General features: G+C 37.0%; 17 protein-coding genes. 6 read left to right on the top strand and 11 right to left on the bottom strand.

What is annotated here, in order from left to right:
- The first annotated feature begins 9 nt into the window (after positions 1–9).
- Entirely contained in the window at positions 10–513 is a 504-nt protein-coding gene (locus J3U37_RS09030) for a phosphatidylglycerophosphatase A (RefSeq protein ID WP_220218438.1), read from the top strand.
- Positions 514–622: 109 nt separating this feature from the next.
- Here J3U37_RS09030 and nadK read toward each other — a convergent pair whose 3' ends face one another.
- A complete protein-coding gene (nadK, locus tag J3U37_RS09025; RefSeq protein WP_220218437.1) occupies positions 623–1,501 on the bottom strand; it encodes an NAD(+) kinase in 879 nt (292 codons plus the stop codon).
- A 153-nt stretch (positions 1,502–1,654) separates the two neighbouring features.
- Between nadK and grpE the strand changes: the two genes are divergently transcribed.
- Complete coding sequence (grpE, locus tag J3U37_RS09020) at positions 1,655–2,239, top strand: nucleotide exchange factor GrpE (RefSeq protein ID WP_267329451.1); 585 nt, start codon at positions 1,655–1,657, stop codon at positions 2,237–2,239.
- Between the two features lie 38 nt (positions 2,240–2,277).
- On the opposite strand, the gene def is transcribed toward grpE, so the two are convergent.
- Positions 2,278–2,790: a peptide deformylase gene (gene def, locus J3U37_RS09015; RefSeq protein WP_267374463.1), complete on the bottom strand. Its 513-nt coding sequence runs from the start codon at positions 2,788–2,790 to the stop codon at positions 2,278–2,280.
- A gap of 160 nt (positions 2,791–2,950) precedes the next feature.
- Here def and dprA point away from each other — a divergent pair, with 160 nt between their 5' ends.
- Positions 2,951–4,051: a DNA-processing protein DprA gene (gene dprA, locus J3U37_RS09010; RefSeq protein ID WP_267374461.1), complete on the top strand. Its 1,101-nt coding sequence runs from the start codon at positions 2,951–2,953 to the stop codon at positions 4,049–4,051.
- A gap of 86 nt (positions 4,052–4,137) precedes the next feature.
- Here the strand turns inward: dprA and rraA are convergent, their stop codons facing one another.
- The 5 genes from rraA to J3U37_RS08985 all read right to left on the bottom strand — a co-directional run bounded on the left by rraA (position 4,138) and on the right by J3U37_RS08985 (position 8,991).
- Positions 4,138–4,629 (bottom strand): ribonuclease E activity regulator RraA, encoded by a 492-nt coding sequence (gene rraA / locus J3U37_RS09005; protein ID WP_220218433.1) that lies wholly within the window; start codon positions 4,627–4,629, stop codon positions 4,138–4,140.
- A gap of 88 nt (positions 4,630–4,717) precedes the next feature.
- Positions 4,718–5,620, bottom strand: a complete 903-nt coding sequence (locus J3U37_RS09000; RefSeq protein ID WP_267374459.1) for a 1,4-dihydroxy-2-naphthoate polyprenyltransferase — start codon at positions 5,618–5,620, stop codon at positions 4,718–4,720.
- A gap of 94 nt (positions 5,621–5,714) precedes the next feature.
- Positions 5,715–6,884: an ABC transporter permease gene (locus J3U37_RS08995; protein WP_267374457.1), complete on the bottom strand. Its 1,170-nt coding sequence runs from the start codon at positions 6,882–6,884 to the stop codon at positions 5,715–5,717.
- A gap of 14 nt (positions 6,885–6,898) precedes the next feature.
- Complete coding sequence (locus J3U37_RS08990) at positions 6,899–8,038, bottom strand: ABC transporter permease (protein ID WP_220218430.1); 1,140 nt, start codon at positions 8,036–8,038, stop codon at positions 6,899–6,901.
- Complete coding sequence (locus tag J3U37_RS08985; RefSeq protein ID WP_416380002.1) at positions 8,020–8,991, bottom strand: HlyD family secretion protein; 972 nt, start codon at positions 8,989–8,991, stop codon at positions 8,020–8,022. Before J3U37_RS08985 ends, J3U37_RS08990 begins: the two co-directional genes overlap by 19 nt.
- A gap of 337 nt (positions 8,992–9,328) precedes the next feature.
- Between J3U37_RS08985 and J3U37_RS08980 the strand changes: the two genes are divergently transcribed.
- Both J3U37_RS08980 and J3U37_RS08975 read left to right on the top strand, forming a co-directional pair.
- Positions 9,329–10,618 (top strand): NAD(P)/FAD-dependent oxidoreductase, encoded by a 1,290-nt coding sequence (locus J3U37_RS08980; protein WP_267374452.1) that lies wholly within the window; start codon positions 9,329–9,331, stop codon positions 10,616–10,618.
- Positions 10,619–10,719: 101 nt separating this feature from the next.
- On the top strand, positions 10,720–11,328 hold the full coding sequence (locus J3U37_RS08975) for a YiiX family permuted papain-like enzyme (RefSeq protein ID WP_267374450.1): 609 nt from the start codon (positions 10,720–10,722) through the stop codon (positions 11,326–11,328).
- Here the strand turns inward: J3U37_RS08975 and rnhB are convergent.
- Genes rnhB through fabZ form a run of 4 tightly spaced genes read right to left on the bottom strand, consistent with a single transcriptional unit; the run spans position 11,325 to position 14,331 of the window.
- Positions 11,325–11,915 carry a ribonuclease HII gene (gene rnhB, locus J3U37_RS08970; protein ID WP_267374448.1) on the bottom strand — a complete coding sequence of 197 codons (591 nt, stop codon included), beginning with the start codon at positions 11,913–11,915 and terminating at the stop codon, positions 11,325–11,327. The two genes, J3U37_RS08975 and rnhB, sit on opposite strands and share 4 nt — an antisense overlap.
- Positions 11,909–13,063, bottom strand: a complete 1,155-nt coding sequence (gene lpxB, locus J3U37_RS08965) for a lipid-A-disaccharide synthase (protein WP_220218426.1) — start codon at positions 13,061–13,063, stop codon at positions 11,909–11,911. The genes rnhB and lpxB overlap by 7 nt, the downstream gene beginning before the upstream one ends.
- Complete coding sequence (lpxA, locus tag J3U37_RS08960) at positions 13,063–13,842, bottom strand: acyl-ACP--UDP-N-acetylglucosamine O-acyltransferase (RefSeq protein ID WP_220218425.1); 780 nt, start codon at positions 13,840–13,842, stop codon at positions 13,063–13,065. The genes lpxB and lpxA overlap by 1 nt, the downstream gene beginning before the upstream one ends.
- 42 nt (positions 13,843–13,884) lie before the next feature.
- Complete coding sequence (gene fabZ / locus J3U37_RS08955; protein WP_220218424.1) at positions 13,885–14,331, bottom strand: 3-hydroxyacyl-ACP dehydratase FabZ; 447 nt, start codon at positions 14,329–14,331, stop codon at positions 13,885–13,887.
- Between the two features lie 230 nt (positions 14,332–14,561).
- Here fabZ and fkpA point away from each other — a divergent pair, with 230 nt between their 5' ends.
- Positions 14,562–15,374 carry an FKBP-type peptidyl-prolyl cis-trans isomerase gene (gene fkpA / locus J3U37_RS08950; RefSeq protein WP_267335964.1) on the top strand — a complete coding sequence of 271 codons (813 nt, stop codon included), beginning with the start codon at positions 14,562–14,564 and terminating at the stop codon, positions 15,372–15,374.
- The last annotated feature ends 14 nt before the right edge of the window (positions 15,375–15,388 follow it).

Below are 15,388 nucleotides of genomic sequence, written 5' to 3'. Positions count from 1 at the left end.
ATCATCAGAATGACGAAACAAGCGCGCAATAAAGATTTTAAAAAATACCTAAAACTCACTAATCCAATTCATTTTTTAGCGGTCGGATTGGGCAGTGGGCTATCACCCATTATGCCTGGTACTATGGGATCATTAATGGCGATACCACTGTGGCTTTTATTTTGGGGTTTACAACCTGCTTTATATTGGGTTTTTATTTTAGTGACGTTTGTGTTTGGTTGTTATATTTGCCAAAAAACGTCGGATGATACCCATACTCATGATTCGGGTCATATTGTTTGGGATGAATTTGTCGGTATGTGGATAACGCTGTATTTCATTCCTCAATTTTCAATACTATGGGTGACGATTGCTTTTGTCGCATTTAGATTGTTTGATATGGCAAAACCTTGGCCTATTCGTTGGTTTGATAAGCGTGTGCCGGGCGGTTTTGGTATTATGGTTGATGATGTTATTGCAGCTATTTTTTCATCAATTACGGTATGGGTATTGGCTTATTTGCTAGCAAGCTAAATATTGCGAATATTTCATCTTTTATTTTAAACTAGCATGCTTTTCAAGACTTCCACAAACTGTTGCAAAGCTTTGTTATTATCGCTTTACAACAGTTTATCTAAGCAGTTCAAAACCTTTTTTGAGACCAGCCCAATTTACTTGAAAGATTATTAAAATAGTCATAATCTTTTGAATGTATTAAATTAAATTCATACGATGAACGGCGAATAATGACATCTTGCGTTGGTTTTACCGGTAAAATGATTTGGCTATCACAGGCAATATTAAGATCAAGCGCCGTTGTTGGAAATTTAAGTCGGATAGGATTATCACTTTTAATCACCAGCGGTCTAATAGCTAATGAGTGTGGAAACATTGGTGTAATAATCAGAGCATCTAAATGCGGCGCTAAAATCGGGCCTCCGGCCGATAATGAATAGGCGGTCGATCCGGTTGGTGTGGCAATAATTAAGCCGTCGGCTCGTTGTGAAAAAGCATTACGTTCATTGATATACACATCATAGTCAATCATATGGGCAACGGTATTGGGAGTGACAACAATTTCGTTAACCGCAAAACCGGAATTAATTAAGTGACCATTATCATAAATAGAGACTTCAAGTAAAAAACGTGGATCATCATCATACTTGCCTGCAATGACAGGTGTTAACTGTTCAATCACTTGATCATGTAAAATATCAGTCAAAAAGCCAAGATTACCACGGTTAACACCAATCACTTTAATTTTATAGTGTGATAAGTAACGAGCTGAGCGTAGCATATTTCCATCACCACCAACCACAATGGCTAAATCAGCTAACTGACCAATGGTATCGAGCGAAGCATATTCGTTGGCGGGAAACTGGCAATATTCCGCTAAGCGGTCTTCGACTAAAACACGAATACCAAGCTCAACTAGCCAATCATGCAACACTTGATGAGTTTGCATTGCTTCTATTTTACGTGGAAGCCCAATCAGACCTATACATTTAAATGGTGTATCCATAAAATATCCTAGTAATTAATGATATAAATTTTTATATTTTTTAATCGAGGGTTAAAAAAATAGTTATCAGCCGATCGATAAACTTGTAATAATAAAATTTGCCCCCATAATAACCGTAATTAACTAAGTTTTCGACTACATTTGGAGTACAGTATGACAGAACAAGATAACAATATGTCAGAAAATGAGACAAATATTGAAACCACAACGGAAGAATCAACCGAGCAAAAAACTGAATCACAAGCGAATGTTGAAGAGCAATTAAAAGCCAAAGATGCCCGAATTGCTGAGCTTGAGCAAGCGCTACAACTAGCGAAAAAGAACGAAAGCGAGGCAATGATTCGTGCTCGTGCTGAAATCGATAATGTTCGCAAACGTGTTGAACAGGATGTTGATAAAGCCCGTAAATTTGCGCTGGAAAAATTCTCAAATGAGCTTTTACCGGTAATAGATAATTTAGAGCGTGCATTAGAATCGACCGATAAAAACAATCCGGAACATCAAGCAACCGTTGAAGGTTTAGAACTTACTTTAAAATCTTTTTTAGATACTGTTAAAAAGTTTGGAATAGAAGTGATTAATACTCAAGATTCCCAACTAAATCCAGATGTGCATCAAGCGATTAGTATGGTTGAATCGCCGGAACATCAATCGGGTCAAATTGTTAACACAATCCAAAAAGGCTATACCTTAAATGGTCGTTTAATTCGCCCGGCAATGGTTATTGTTGCAAAATAAAAGTATATAAAAAACCGCCAGTAATTATGGCGGTTTTTTTATTTGTTTCTTTGTTCTTCGCGGGTTAATTTTTTCATTTTTTGCTCAATTCGTTGACGCTTTAAAGGTGAAAGATAGTCGACAAAGAGCTTCCCTTTTAAGTGATCCATCTCATGTTGAATACAGATAGCTAGTAGCTCATCAGCATCAATTTGATAAGGATTGCCATGCCGATCAAGCGCTTTAATTTTTATTTTTTCAGATCTCGGGACAAATCCACGGCAATCGGGTATCGATAAGCAACCTTCTTCAATGCCTGTTTCACCTTCTTGACTAATCACCTCAGGATTAATAATCACATAGACTTGACTCTTATCTTCAGATACATCGATCACAATAATTTGCTCATGCACATCAACTTGAGTCGACGCTAAACCTATGCCATTTTCGGCATACATGGTTTCAATCATATTATCAATGATTGTTTGTAGTTCTGGGGTAAAATTAGTAACGGGCTTAGCAACTTTGCGAAGTCGTTCATCAGGAAAACGTAATACCGGTAAAATAGCCATAAATTGTTCGATCTACTCCTCAATTATCAATATTTTTTAGATTCTCACACATTGTAAACATTTATTATCACAATGAACAGTCCTTACAGGCTATTGGTAAGATATATCTTATCAATCCATATCAGGACACTGGTTTTTAACTGTTTCATAAAGGTTTATAATGACTAAATATGAATTCTTCTTAAGAATTTCAATGCTTGGGTATGGAAAACAAGCAATTTTTGACAGAATAGGACAGCTTTTTGCGTGTGGTTTACCCAACATTATACAAGATGTCTCTTTTTTGTTAGATAAATTAAGATTAAATGACGCTCAACTAGTACAGTTTTATCAAACCTCGTATCTCCATTTTGAACCCATACTTGAATGGTTAAATTCTCCAACGCCACAAAAGCATCTTATTGCTTATTGCGATAGTGACTATCCATTACTATTAAAACAAATTTGTTCCCCACCTTTATTGTTATTTGTGTTAGGTAACCGGCAATTATTAAACTCTCCCCAACTGGCAATGGTCGGTAGCCGTGAGTATAGTGACTATGGCGCTCAATGGGGAAGATACTTTGCGGGTGAATTGGCAATTAATGGTTTGACAATAACCAGTGGTTTAGCGTTGGGGATAGATGCGATATGTCATCGAGGTGCGCTGGATGTATCGGGCTATACTATTGCTGTATTGGGAAGTGGCTTAGCCCAAATAGCACCAAGAACAAATTTAAATTTGGCTAATGAAATTTTAATGAAAGACGGCGCAATTGTGTCGGAATTCTTACCTTTTGAGAAAGCAAGATCGGTCTATTTTCCTCGCCGTAATCGAATTATTAGCGGATTAAGTTTAGGGACATTTGTGATAGAAGCCTCCGAAAAAAGTGGCTCATTAATTACTGCACGCTATGCACTTGAGCAAAATCGTGATGTCTTTGCCTTACCGGGCGATATCGATAATCAAAATTGCTCTGGAACCCATGCTTTAATTAAACAAGGCGCTTATTTAGTTAGTCAGCCAACCGATATTTTAGAGCATTATAGTGGATACTTATCGACGATTAATCGACAAGCGAACAGAAGTAATGGCGATAGTCACAATATTTTATATCCGGATATCTTTGCAGTGATTCGTCATCAACCTACACCGGTTGATATTATTGCCTTACTTGTTGATATACCTATTCCGGAATTAACCAGTAAATTATTAGAAATGGAATTAGCCGGCTTAATTATCACCGTTACAGGCGGATATATACGAAACCGAACAATTTAAGGCATCTCAATGCTGACAAAAGTTTTCAGAATTATCCTGTGTTTGAATATAAAAACCGCCGATTGTGATCGGCGGTATAATCAATTCTATTTTTCTTCAATTTCCAGTGCAATTTCAGAAAGGATAATACCGGTATTATCTGCATAAACAAAATCACCGGAAAAGAAGGTGACGCCACCAAAATTGACACGAATATCAATTTCGCCTACGCCTTGATCGTCCGATCCGACTGGAATTGCTGCTAGTGCTTGAATACCAATTTCAGCGTCAGCTAAATAATCGACCTGCCGTACAGCACCATAAACGATAATGCCTTCCCACTGATTTTGGATAGCAATATCAATAAGTTCAGCATCTATTAATGCTCGACGAACTGAACCACCGCCATCAATCACCAAAACTTTGCCGGCACCATTTGATTGTAAAACTTCGTATAACAAGCCGTTATCTTCAAAACATTTGACTGTTACAGCTTGACCTGAAAATGATGTTACCCCACCAAAATTACTGAAAATTGGTTCAACGACGTTAACATCTTCTGGGTAGTAATCGCAAAGAATAGAAGTATCAAACTCCATTATCGAGTCTCCTTTTGCTGTAATAATGAATTGTTTCTAGTATAACGCTAATATTGAGTGACACGATATTAAATTTCATAAACGTGAGCTAGCTCAAAATAATACCCAAACAATAAAGTAAATTTGTCAATAAAGCAAGTTTGACCATTTGAATTAATAACGGTGTAGCATCTTTTGCTTGATTAAATTTAAATACTGCATAGATATGTTGGATGTATAAAGGAAAAGTTAAGATAAATAAACTGCTCCAGATTGTCTTTAAATACAGATAAGCAAATAGACCGAGTAGACTTAATGCGCTAAGGATTAAACTTAAGTGATAGTATTTACCAAATGTTTTACCCCATAACACAATCAGCGTGCGTTTATGGTGAATGCGGTCGTTATCGGCATCGCGCAAATTATTGATATTAAGTACTGCAACCGCCAGTAAACCGCTACTTATGGCAGGTAAAATAATGGATAGCGATACTATTTTGGTTTGCAAATAGTCACTCCCCATTACACCGATTATTCCAAAGAAGATAAAAACCGACAGATCGCCAAGCCCAATATACCCATAAGGTTTTTTACCTATGGTATAAGTTATCGCCGCAACGATAGATAACAGCCCTAATAGTATAAAAATTAATAATTGGTAAATATCATTGCACGCCAGCAAAAGTAAGCAAAGGCCAGAAACAACACTCAGCAAAATGTTAATCGATAAACCAACTTTTAATTGCCGAAGGCTAATTAAACCTAATTGAATTCCACGTTGATGACCAATTAGATTATCTTTGTCTGTGCCTTTAATGGCATCACCATAATCATTGGCAAGATTGGATAATATTTGTAGCAATGCAGCTGTTATGATAGTAAAAATCGTAACAGGTAGGTTGAACGATTGTTGCCAAAAAGCCAGTGCATTGCCTAATAAAACAGTTGTTAATGAAAGCGCTAACGTCTTAGGGCGTAAACTAATAATCCACGGATTATATTTAATGTGCATACAACATGATATTTAAATCGATAAAAATAAGCAGTCATCATAACAATAATTGATATTAAATTCACGTTATAACAACTGCCGAATTAGCTCTCTATTACTTGCTTAAGCATTTTAATGCGTTTGGTGACATTTTGGCTTTTTTGAAAAATCGTCTCACTTTTCCGGTACGTAATGCCGCAATGAAATAACCAAGTGAACCATAAATTACACCTAGCATTAAGATCATAAAGATATTAAACCAATTATCCGATAAGCTAAGCCCCATTTGATTGACGCCAGCAATCATGTTGGTTGCCCAAGTTGAAGGTAGCATTTTCGATACAAATTGTACCCAAAGTGGCATTGCATCGAGCGGCCAGATAGTGCCGGAGAGATAAAACACCGGTGTTGTCAAAAATGCTAAGGTAAGATAAATCATCTCTGAACGGCGCAAGCATTCAGTAAGTAACTTACTTAAACCTAAAACCGCAAGCAGTAGCGGAAATGTCATTATCAAAATTTCCAATATATTCGCCAGCTGCCTATAGCCCAGCACCCAAGGCCACAAACCGAATAGCACAATGGATAAAAATAACCAAATAGGTATCAAACCACATAGCGCACCAAAAATAGCAATGAAAGGCGGTTTACCTTGAGGTAAAGAGTGCAATGTAATATTGGTACGGGTTGAAGCAATTAAAAATGAGTGTTGCAATAACATCACGAGTAATCCCGGAAATGTAATGGCGGCAAAACTGATACCGGCATTATAAAGGGGCTGAGTTTGTCCTTTTATGGGCGATAAAATAATATCGATTTGTTTATCCGAAAATCCATTGGTGCGCATGATACGGGTATTAAAATCGGTTAAAATTTGCTGATAAATACCTCTAATATCAACTTGTATTAAACCATTCGCTAAACGGCTCGAAGCATCGCCATAAGCCGGTATTGTGACCTCTTGACCATTTAAGATGTTTTTTTCAAAATCTCTTGGAATGGTAAAGACGGCAAAAAGTTTACGATTATTGATATCATCATAAGCTTGCAATGAGTTCTCATAAGTCAATACTTCGATTTTAGAACTGGTGTTTAATGAACGAATCAAACTACGACTGGTTGCACTATGATCTTGATCCACAATGGCTACTGGTAAATTAGTAATGGTGCCATTAATGTATACTAAACTCATCAATGATACGGATATAAGTAGTAGCAACCACACAGGTCGCACTAACATATACATAAACGTTTTTAAAAATGAAGAAAAAAATATTTTAAGCATCTATCTTTTTCTCCTTACTGTGCGTGTAAACGCTTAACTAAGCGTTTTCTGACTAACACGGTAATTATTATTGGATAGATCATCAAAATCCCACAAGTTTTAAATATAGAGAGATAAGTCGAGTGCCGTAAGAAAAGATCGAACAGTTTATTAAGTGCATAAGTTAACGGTTCAAGTGATGAGATAAACCTCGCTATCCACGGCATTGATAATTCGGGCACAACAACACCGGAATAGGTTAAGGCTAATCCTACCAGTAAGCCGATAAAGGTGTAAGCATCAAGTGATGTTTTTGTGAAAGTAAAAAGTAAAATGCCAATGCTTTGCGCTGCAATGACATAAAAAAATACCACAATCATCATCGCAAATGGAGAGCCAGATACTCGTGCATCTGAAAACAGCACCAACATTGCGATTTCGAATATAAGTAGCATGGTATACCAAATGGTATAAGGTGCTAATTTGCCAAGTACAAATGGATAACTAAGACGAGTTCGCTTATGCAGTTGCGATAAAATATGAATGGTTGTTGTCACAACAAAAAGTTGTAACAGATGTACGACTGCGGAAAATTGCTGGAAGTACATTGAGTTACCGCTGGCGTTAAATAGCCCGTCATAATTAAAATTCACTTTAGCAAGTGTCGGTACCGGTAAACCGATGCTGGTTGCCATAGTGGTTCGATATTGGGTATTTAATTGCGCAATTAAGCCCGAATAATCCATAATCGAATATAACCCGGCACTATAATATAACGCATTGTAATAGAGCATAGGCGTAGGTTGGCGACCAGCTAAAACATCTGCTTCAAAATTAGAAGGGATATATAAAATGGCGTAAATTTTGGCTTTTTGTAAATCTCGCTCAGCATCAGCAAGCGCACTATCATAATTGACTAGATCGGCATGGGCACCGGCATTGAGATTACGAACTATTTCTCGCGATAATGCACTTTTATCTAGATCAACATAGCCGACAGGCAGATCATACAGTACCCCACGATAAAAGATACTGCTGATTAAAACAAAGATAATCAGTGGCAAAATCCACATTAACCAGTGAAAGGTAAAACGCCTAAATATAACCGGTATCTCATCGTTAAAGGCGTCTTTAAAGCGGTGCCAAAAGTCAAAGGTTAGTTGTCTAATTTCCATAATGTGCTCATACCTGCACGCAAACCTTTGACAGGTGTTAATGGATAAAGTCTAACTTCGAATGTTTTCAGATCAAAGTCACCGGTGGCACGAGTTGCCCGTTTAGTTGCATAATCACCCATTGGCGCAATATAACGAATCTCAGCTTCGATTTCTTCATTACCTAGCGCTGGTACCTTGAGTTTAATTCGATCACCTTTATGGATATTTGGCATAATGTTTTCACGAAGGTTGAAAACAAAGTAGGCTTGCGGTAATCGAATCAATGTTAGTAAAGGACTATTAGCATTAAAAAGTTCACCAACTTCAGCAGGGATTGATCCCACCTCACCATCGACAGGCGCTTTAACGATTAAATCGTCATACTGAATTTGTAATTGCTTGAGCTGCTCTTGTGCTTCTTTTAATTTAGCATCATAAATTTGCCGTTGTTCAATACGGTCGCCGTTTTTAGCTTGATCTAAATTAGCTTGTGCTGATTGGACTTGTTGAAAGGCAGCATCGCGGGTTTTTAATGCACTATCTAACACCGATTGTGACACAAACCCCTTAGTAGAAAGGGCTTTATTACGGTTATACTCTCGATTTGCATTATCATAAGCAACTTTAGCCTGTTCAACTAAAGCCTCATAATAGCGCATACTTTCTTCACGGGTACCATGCTTAGAAAGTTCTACCTGCGCTTGTGCTTGATCCCGGGCTGCTTCAGCGGCTCTAACTTGCGCTAAAAGTTCGGGACTATCGAGTGTAATTAAAATATCGTTTTGCTTAACATCATCACCACGATTAACATGGATCAGTTGTACTCGCCCTTTAGCTTTTGAGGCAATGCTAACATTAGGCGCATCAACTTCGCCCTGCAATATAAGCTGGCTGTTGTGAGCGCGGATTAAAATTGTCATCGAAATCAGAATAACAATTAATGCAATTATAATAAAAGTTTTTTTATTCATAAATTTGTATAAGTGACAATAATTAGATAAGGCCTAAAGAACTAGGAAAATTGTATGTAAGATTGATTCAATATACGTCAGTTATGATTATTATACCATACGAATAGTGCTTTATTTAAACAATGAAAGCTACATTTATGTGGCAAAAAAGAATATATTGGTACTATTAACATCTAATACATTTTAGTTATTCTATGTGAGCATTAAATAAATTTCAATAATTGTAAACCAACATTTTAATAGATTTTATTTATGAATATTATCAGTCAAAAGAAATAGATAAAAACCTACTTATTTAGTATGATATTTTTTAATTGAAAATTATAGGGTTTGTAATATGGAAAAAATAGTTATTATTGGTGGCGGAGCAGGCGGTTTAGAGCTAGCCACGGACCTTGGTGATAAATTAGGTAAACACAATAAAGCGCAAATTACTTTAATTGATAAAAATAGTTATCATCTTTGGAAACCTTTGTTACATGAAGTTGCAACAGGGGTGCTTGATGAGCAAGTTGATAATATTTATTATGCATCCCAAGGGCAACAACACTATTTTCAATTCACTCAAGGTACCTTCACCGATCTTGATCGTGACCATAAACAGATCAAAATTACTGATATTAACAATCAAACCGATACTATCGATTATGATATTTTAGTAGTGGCTATTGGTAGTACGTCCAATGATTTTGGTACGCCGGGCGTGAAAGAGCACTGTATCTTTTTAGATGACCAAAATGCGGCAATCAAATTACGTGAAACCTTAGTATCAAAATTCACTCGTTTTTGTTCGATCATTGATGACAAAGATTCCACTGAGCAAGAAAAAATCCGTATTGCCATTGTTGGTGGTGGGGCAACCGGTGTTGAATTAGCCTCCGAATTACCACACATGGTTGAAACTTTTGGTGCTTGTGGTCGTAATAAGATGTGTTCAGATCTTTTGGATGTATCCGTCATTGAAGCTACCGATCGCATTTTACCAGCCCTACCTGAAACTACTGCATTAAGTATCACTAAAACTTTAGAAAGCCGTGGAATTCACGTGTTAACTAAAACGATGATTACGAAGGCTGAAAGTGATGGTTTTTATCCAAAAGACGGTCAAACGATAAAAGCCGATATTATGATTTGGACAGCCGGGGTTAAAGCGCCAGATTATTTAAAAGAGATTGCTGGCTTAGAATCGAGTCGCTCTAACCAATTAGTGGTTAAAACAACATTACAAACGACCCGCGATGATAGCATTTTTGTGATTGGTGATTGTGCTTATGCAATGCAGGAAAGCGGTCGTGCTTCACCACCTACTGCGCAAGCGGCACACCAAATGGCAAAAATTTGTTATGAAAACATCGTTAATCTACTGAATAATCAACCATTAAAATCATTTAAATATACTGATAATGGTACTATTATCTCGTTGCACGATACAGCCCAAGGCGTGATTAAGCTAGGTGGCAAGAGTGAAATGAGTGTAAAAGGGTGGTTTGCGCTAATTATTCATCGATTGTTATATCGAATGCATCAAGCAAGTTTACTCGGTATTTTCAAAACGATCCGTTTTGCTCGAGCGAGTAAATTTATGTACAAAACAAAATCGACATCGATTTTCAGCAATCGGGATTAGTTACTAAAACATGACTAAAAGCTACTTAAAATTTATTTAAGTAGCTTTTAGATAATAATATTTATAATATTACTCTGATTTATTTTTTTAAGTAAAGAATCATGCGTTCTATTTTAATTATTATATTACTTTTCGCTACCTACACCACGGCCACAGCAGATTACCAACCACTAGATGGCGATATTATTTTCCAATCTTCTCAATCAAACCAAAGCAAGGCGATTGAGCTAGCAACCAAGTCACCTTATAGTCACATGGGAATAATTTTTATTAAAAATGGAAAACCTTATGTCTTTGAAGCAGCATCTAAAGTGGTCTATACACCGTTTGATAAATGGGTAAATCGAGGAAAAAACAGACAATATATAATTAAACGCCTGAAAGATCACGCTTTATCACAAAAAGAAATTGCTAATTTAAAACGAGTCGCTCATTCATTTGAAAATAAGCCTTACGATATTTGGTTTGGCTGGGATGATAAGTATATTTATTGCTCAGAACTCGTTTGGAAAATTTATAATAAAGCACTTAACTTGAAAATTGGACAATTACAAAGGATTAAAGATTTTAATCTGTCAGCACCAGCAGTTAAACAAAAACTAACTGAGCGTTATGGAGATAAGATCCCTTATCAAGAAACCGTTATTTCGCCAATTGCTATATTTAATTCGCCATTATTAATAACAGTAGATCAACATTGGTCGAATTAGATAAGTAACAATTTCTTAATTGGAGCAAAGCTCTTACGATACAAATGGTTGATACCGTGTGATTCTATAGCCATTAGGTGATCTTTGGTGGGATATCCTTTATGCTTTGCCAATCCATATTGCGGATACAATTTGTCTAATTCAACCATTTCACGATCACGAGTCACTTTCGCAAGAATCGACGCAGCGCTAATTTCAGCAACAAGTAAATCGCCTTTAACGACAGCTTGTGTTTGAATACCAAATTCAGGACAACGATTGCCATCCACTAAAACATAATTGGGTTTGATTTTTAAACCAGACACCGCCCGTTGCATAGCCAGCATAGTGGCATGAAGAATATTAAGCTTATCAATCTCATCGACTGATGCTCTGGCAACACTCCACGCTAATGCATTTTGCTTGATAATATCAAATAAAGCTTCACGTTTTTTTTCTGTCAGCTTTTTAGAATCGGTTAATCCCTCTATCGGTTTATTTGGATCTAAAATCACAGCAGCAGTAACAACATCACCACAAAGTGGGCCTCGTCCAACTTCATCAACTCCGGCAATTAAAGTGGCATCAGGGTAGGTAAATTCTAACAACAAGGGGAATCCTCTAATACATCAAGTACAGCTTGTGCTGCTTGTTCATCAGCATTACAACGAATTTGCTTATGTAAAGATAAGAATGTATTTTTCAAATCGGCATTATCGCTTTCTAAATAAGGAATAATATGGTTGGCAATATTTTCCGGGGTACAATCATGTTGTAATAGTTCCGGCACAATCTGTTTACCCGCTAAAATATTGGGTAACGAAACATAAGGCGTTTTGATCAGTTTTTTAGCTAACCAAAAAGTGAAAGGTTTCATTTTATACCCCACCACCATTGGGCACTTAGCTAGCATACACTCTAAAGCCACCGTTCCAGAGGCTAATATGGCTGCATTACTGGCAATCATCGCTTCACGAGCATGACCATCGAGTAATTGTACTTCAAGTTGTGGCGCTATTTGGGCTTTTATCTGCTCAAACTCTTGTCGCCTTTTAGCATTCACTAACGGTACAACAATATGTAGATCAGGATAACGCTCACGCAATAGCTGGGCAGCTTGTAAAAATGGGGCTGACAATAAGGTCACTTCAGCATGGCGACTACCGGGTAGTAAAGCTAAACAGCGGCCAGTAGGGGCAATACCTAATTGCTGACGCATTGCGATTTGATCTGGCTCAAGCGGGATATCATCTGCCATTTTGTGACCAATAAAGCGACAAGGCACGTCAAACTTATCATAGAAAGCTTTTTCAAAGGGTAAAAATGCCAGTATTAAATTGGTATTACGTTTAATTTTAAAAACACGTTTTTGTTTCCAAGCCCAAACTGACGGACTAACGTAATGAATTGTTTTAATGCCCGCTTGTTTTAATTTTCCTTCTAAAGAAAGATTAAAATCAGGTGCATCAATACCGATAAAGATATCCGGCTTAAGCGCAATTAATCGTTTAGTGATATCCTTGCGAATAGCTAAAATACGGCGTAATCTCCCTAATACTTCAACAATACCCATTACCGATAATTCATCCATTTCATACCATGCTTGACAGCCTTGCGCTTGCATTAAAGGGCCGGCAATACCGACGAAATGAATATTAGGATGATGTTGTTTAAGAGAACGGATTAAACCTGCACCGAGGATATCGCCAGAGGTTTCTCCGGCGACTAAAGCGATAGTTAACGGTTTATTGGTCATTAACGAATAATGCCACGTGTTGAGCGGCTAAAAAAGTCGACAAAAAGTTGCGCTTCGGGATGATGTTTGGCAATTATCTCAATTTCAGCTTTGGCATCATCAAAACTTAATCCATTTCGATAAAGTGCCTTATAGCTGTTGCGTATTGCTTGCAACGCATCTTTACTAAAACCACGACGTTTTAGACCTTCGTAATTTACGCCATGTGGTGTTGCATGATTACCTTGTGCAATGACGTAAGGGGGAACATCTTGTGCAACGCCAGAACAGCCACCCACCATAACATGTGATCCAATCACACAAAATTGATGTACAGCTGTCATACCACCAATAATTACATGATCATCTAAATGAACATGCCCACCAAGGGTGGCATTATTCGCTAAGATGCAATGATCACCAATAATACAATCGTGAGCAACATGGGCGTTAATCATCAGTAAATTATCGTTACCGATACGTGTTAATTCGCCACCTTGAACCGTGCCACGATGAATTGTCACACTTTCACGAATCAAATTACGATCGCCAATAATAGTCCGAGTTGGTTCGCCACGATATTTTAAGTCTTGGTTAACTTCGCCAATGGAAGCAAATTGATAGATTTGATTATCTTTACCAATTTGAGTATGACCATTAATAACCACATGCGATTTTAAAAAAGTCCCATCACCAATTTCAACATTTTCACCGATATAACAAAAAGGCCCAATTTTGACATTATTGCCAATTTTTGCCCCTTTTTCTATCACTGAACTTGGATGTATTTCTGCTGCCATAACCGTTCCTTAATACTGTTTTGGGATATCTTTAAATCGAAGTTATTTACGAGCACACATCATTTCGGCTTCACAAACTAACTTACCGTCAACAGTTGCAACTCCATGGAACAAGGCAATACCACGACGCTCTTTAATATATTCCACATCAAGCATAAGCTGATCACCTGGCACAACCGGGCGTTTAAAACGTGCTTTATCAATTGAAGCAAAGTAATAAAGCTGGCCTGGTGAAAGCTCTTCAATACTTTTAAAGGCTAAAATTCCGGTTGCTTGAGCCATAGCTTCTAAAATTAAAACACCCGGGAAAATAGGTTTATTTGGGAAGTGCCCCTGAAAGAATGGCTCATTAACCGTAACATTTTTAATGGCTTTTAATGTTTTACCTTTTTCATAACTAATAACACGATCAACCATTAAAAATGGATAACGGTGAGGTAATAAACTGATGATTTCTTCAATATCAAGGGTATTAAGTTCGGTAGTCAAAATAGCTATCCTTATATATTATTTTCAATAAATTTTGAACATTATAACTGAGGATCCCGCTATCACTCAAGGATGATTTCAACCACAAGGCTTTGATTGATTAAATCGCTGGAAATAATATTGGTATCTGGTATTTAAATAAATGATTTGTAAATATTATTTTATAAAGTTTTAATTCATATATAATATTGTGAATAATAACAAAAAACCATTTAACTCGGAGAAGTAAAATGAAATCATTGATTAAAATGACTTTAATAAGTAGTGCAATGGTATTTGCATTAGCCGGCTGTAATGAAAACGAAAACGCATCTACTGGCAAACTTACCATTTCGACTGATGCACAAAAAGAGTCTTATGCGTTAGGCTCCTCTTTTGCAACCTATATGAAAGATAATTTAGACCAAAACGAAATTCAAACAGATTTAGAATATTTAATCGGTGGTTTTGAAGAAACCTATCGTGGCGCATCACAACTTTCAGAAGATGAGATTAAAAAAACATTAAACGCATTTCGTGAACGTGTTGAAAAAGAGAGCAAAGCACGTTTTGAAAAAGAAAAAACTGAAAATACTGCCGCTGGTGAAAAATTCCGTCAAGAATTTGCTAAACAAAAAGGTGTAAATCAAACTAAGTCTGGATTACTTTACCAAATTATTAAAGAAGGCAATGGGCGTCATCCAACCGCTGATGATAGCGTAATTGTTCACTATGTAGGAACATTAACCAACGGTCAGAAATTTGATAGTTCTTATGATCATGGCGAAACGGCAACATTCCCATTAAAAGCGGTAATTAGTGGTTGGACTGAAGGCATTCAATTAATTGGCGTTGGCGGTAAAATTAAGTTAGTTGTTCCACCTGAATTAGCTTATGGCGATCAAAAACGGGGTGGTCAAGGAGACAAACCGGGTATCGGACCAGCATCGACACTTGTATTTGAAGTTGAATTACTCGGCATTGATGGCGATGATTCTCAGCAAAGCATTCAACCGTTAGGGCATGAAGAAAAAGTAAAACCTTCAGCTGAACCACAACAATAACCCGTGGTTAACGA

The organism is Gilliamella sp. B3172 (assembly GCF_026536465.1).
Classification (GTDB): domain Bacteria; phylum Pseudomonadota; class Gammaproteobacteria; order Enterobacterales; family Orbaceae; genus Gilliamella.
This window is presented reverse-complemented; position numbering and strand designations above follow the sequence as displayed.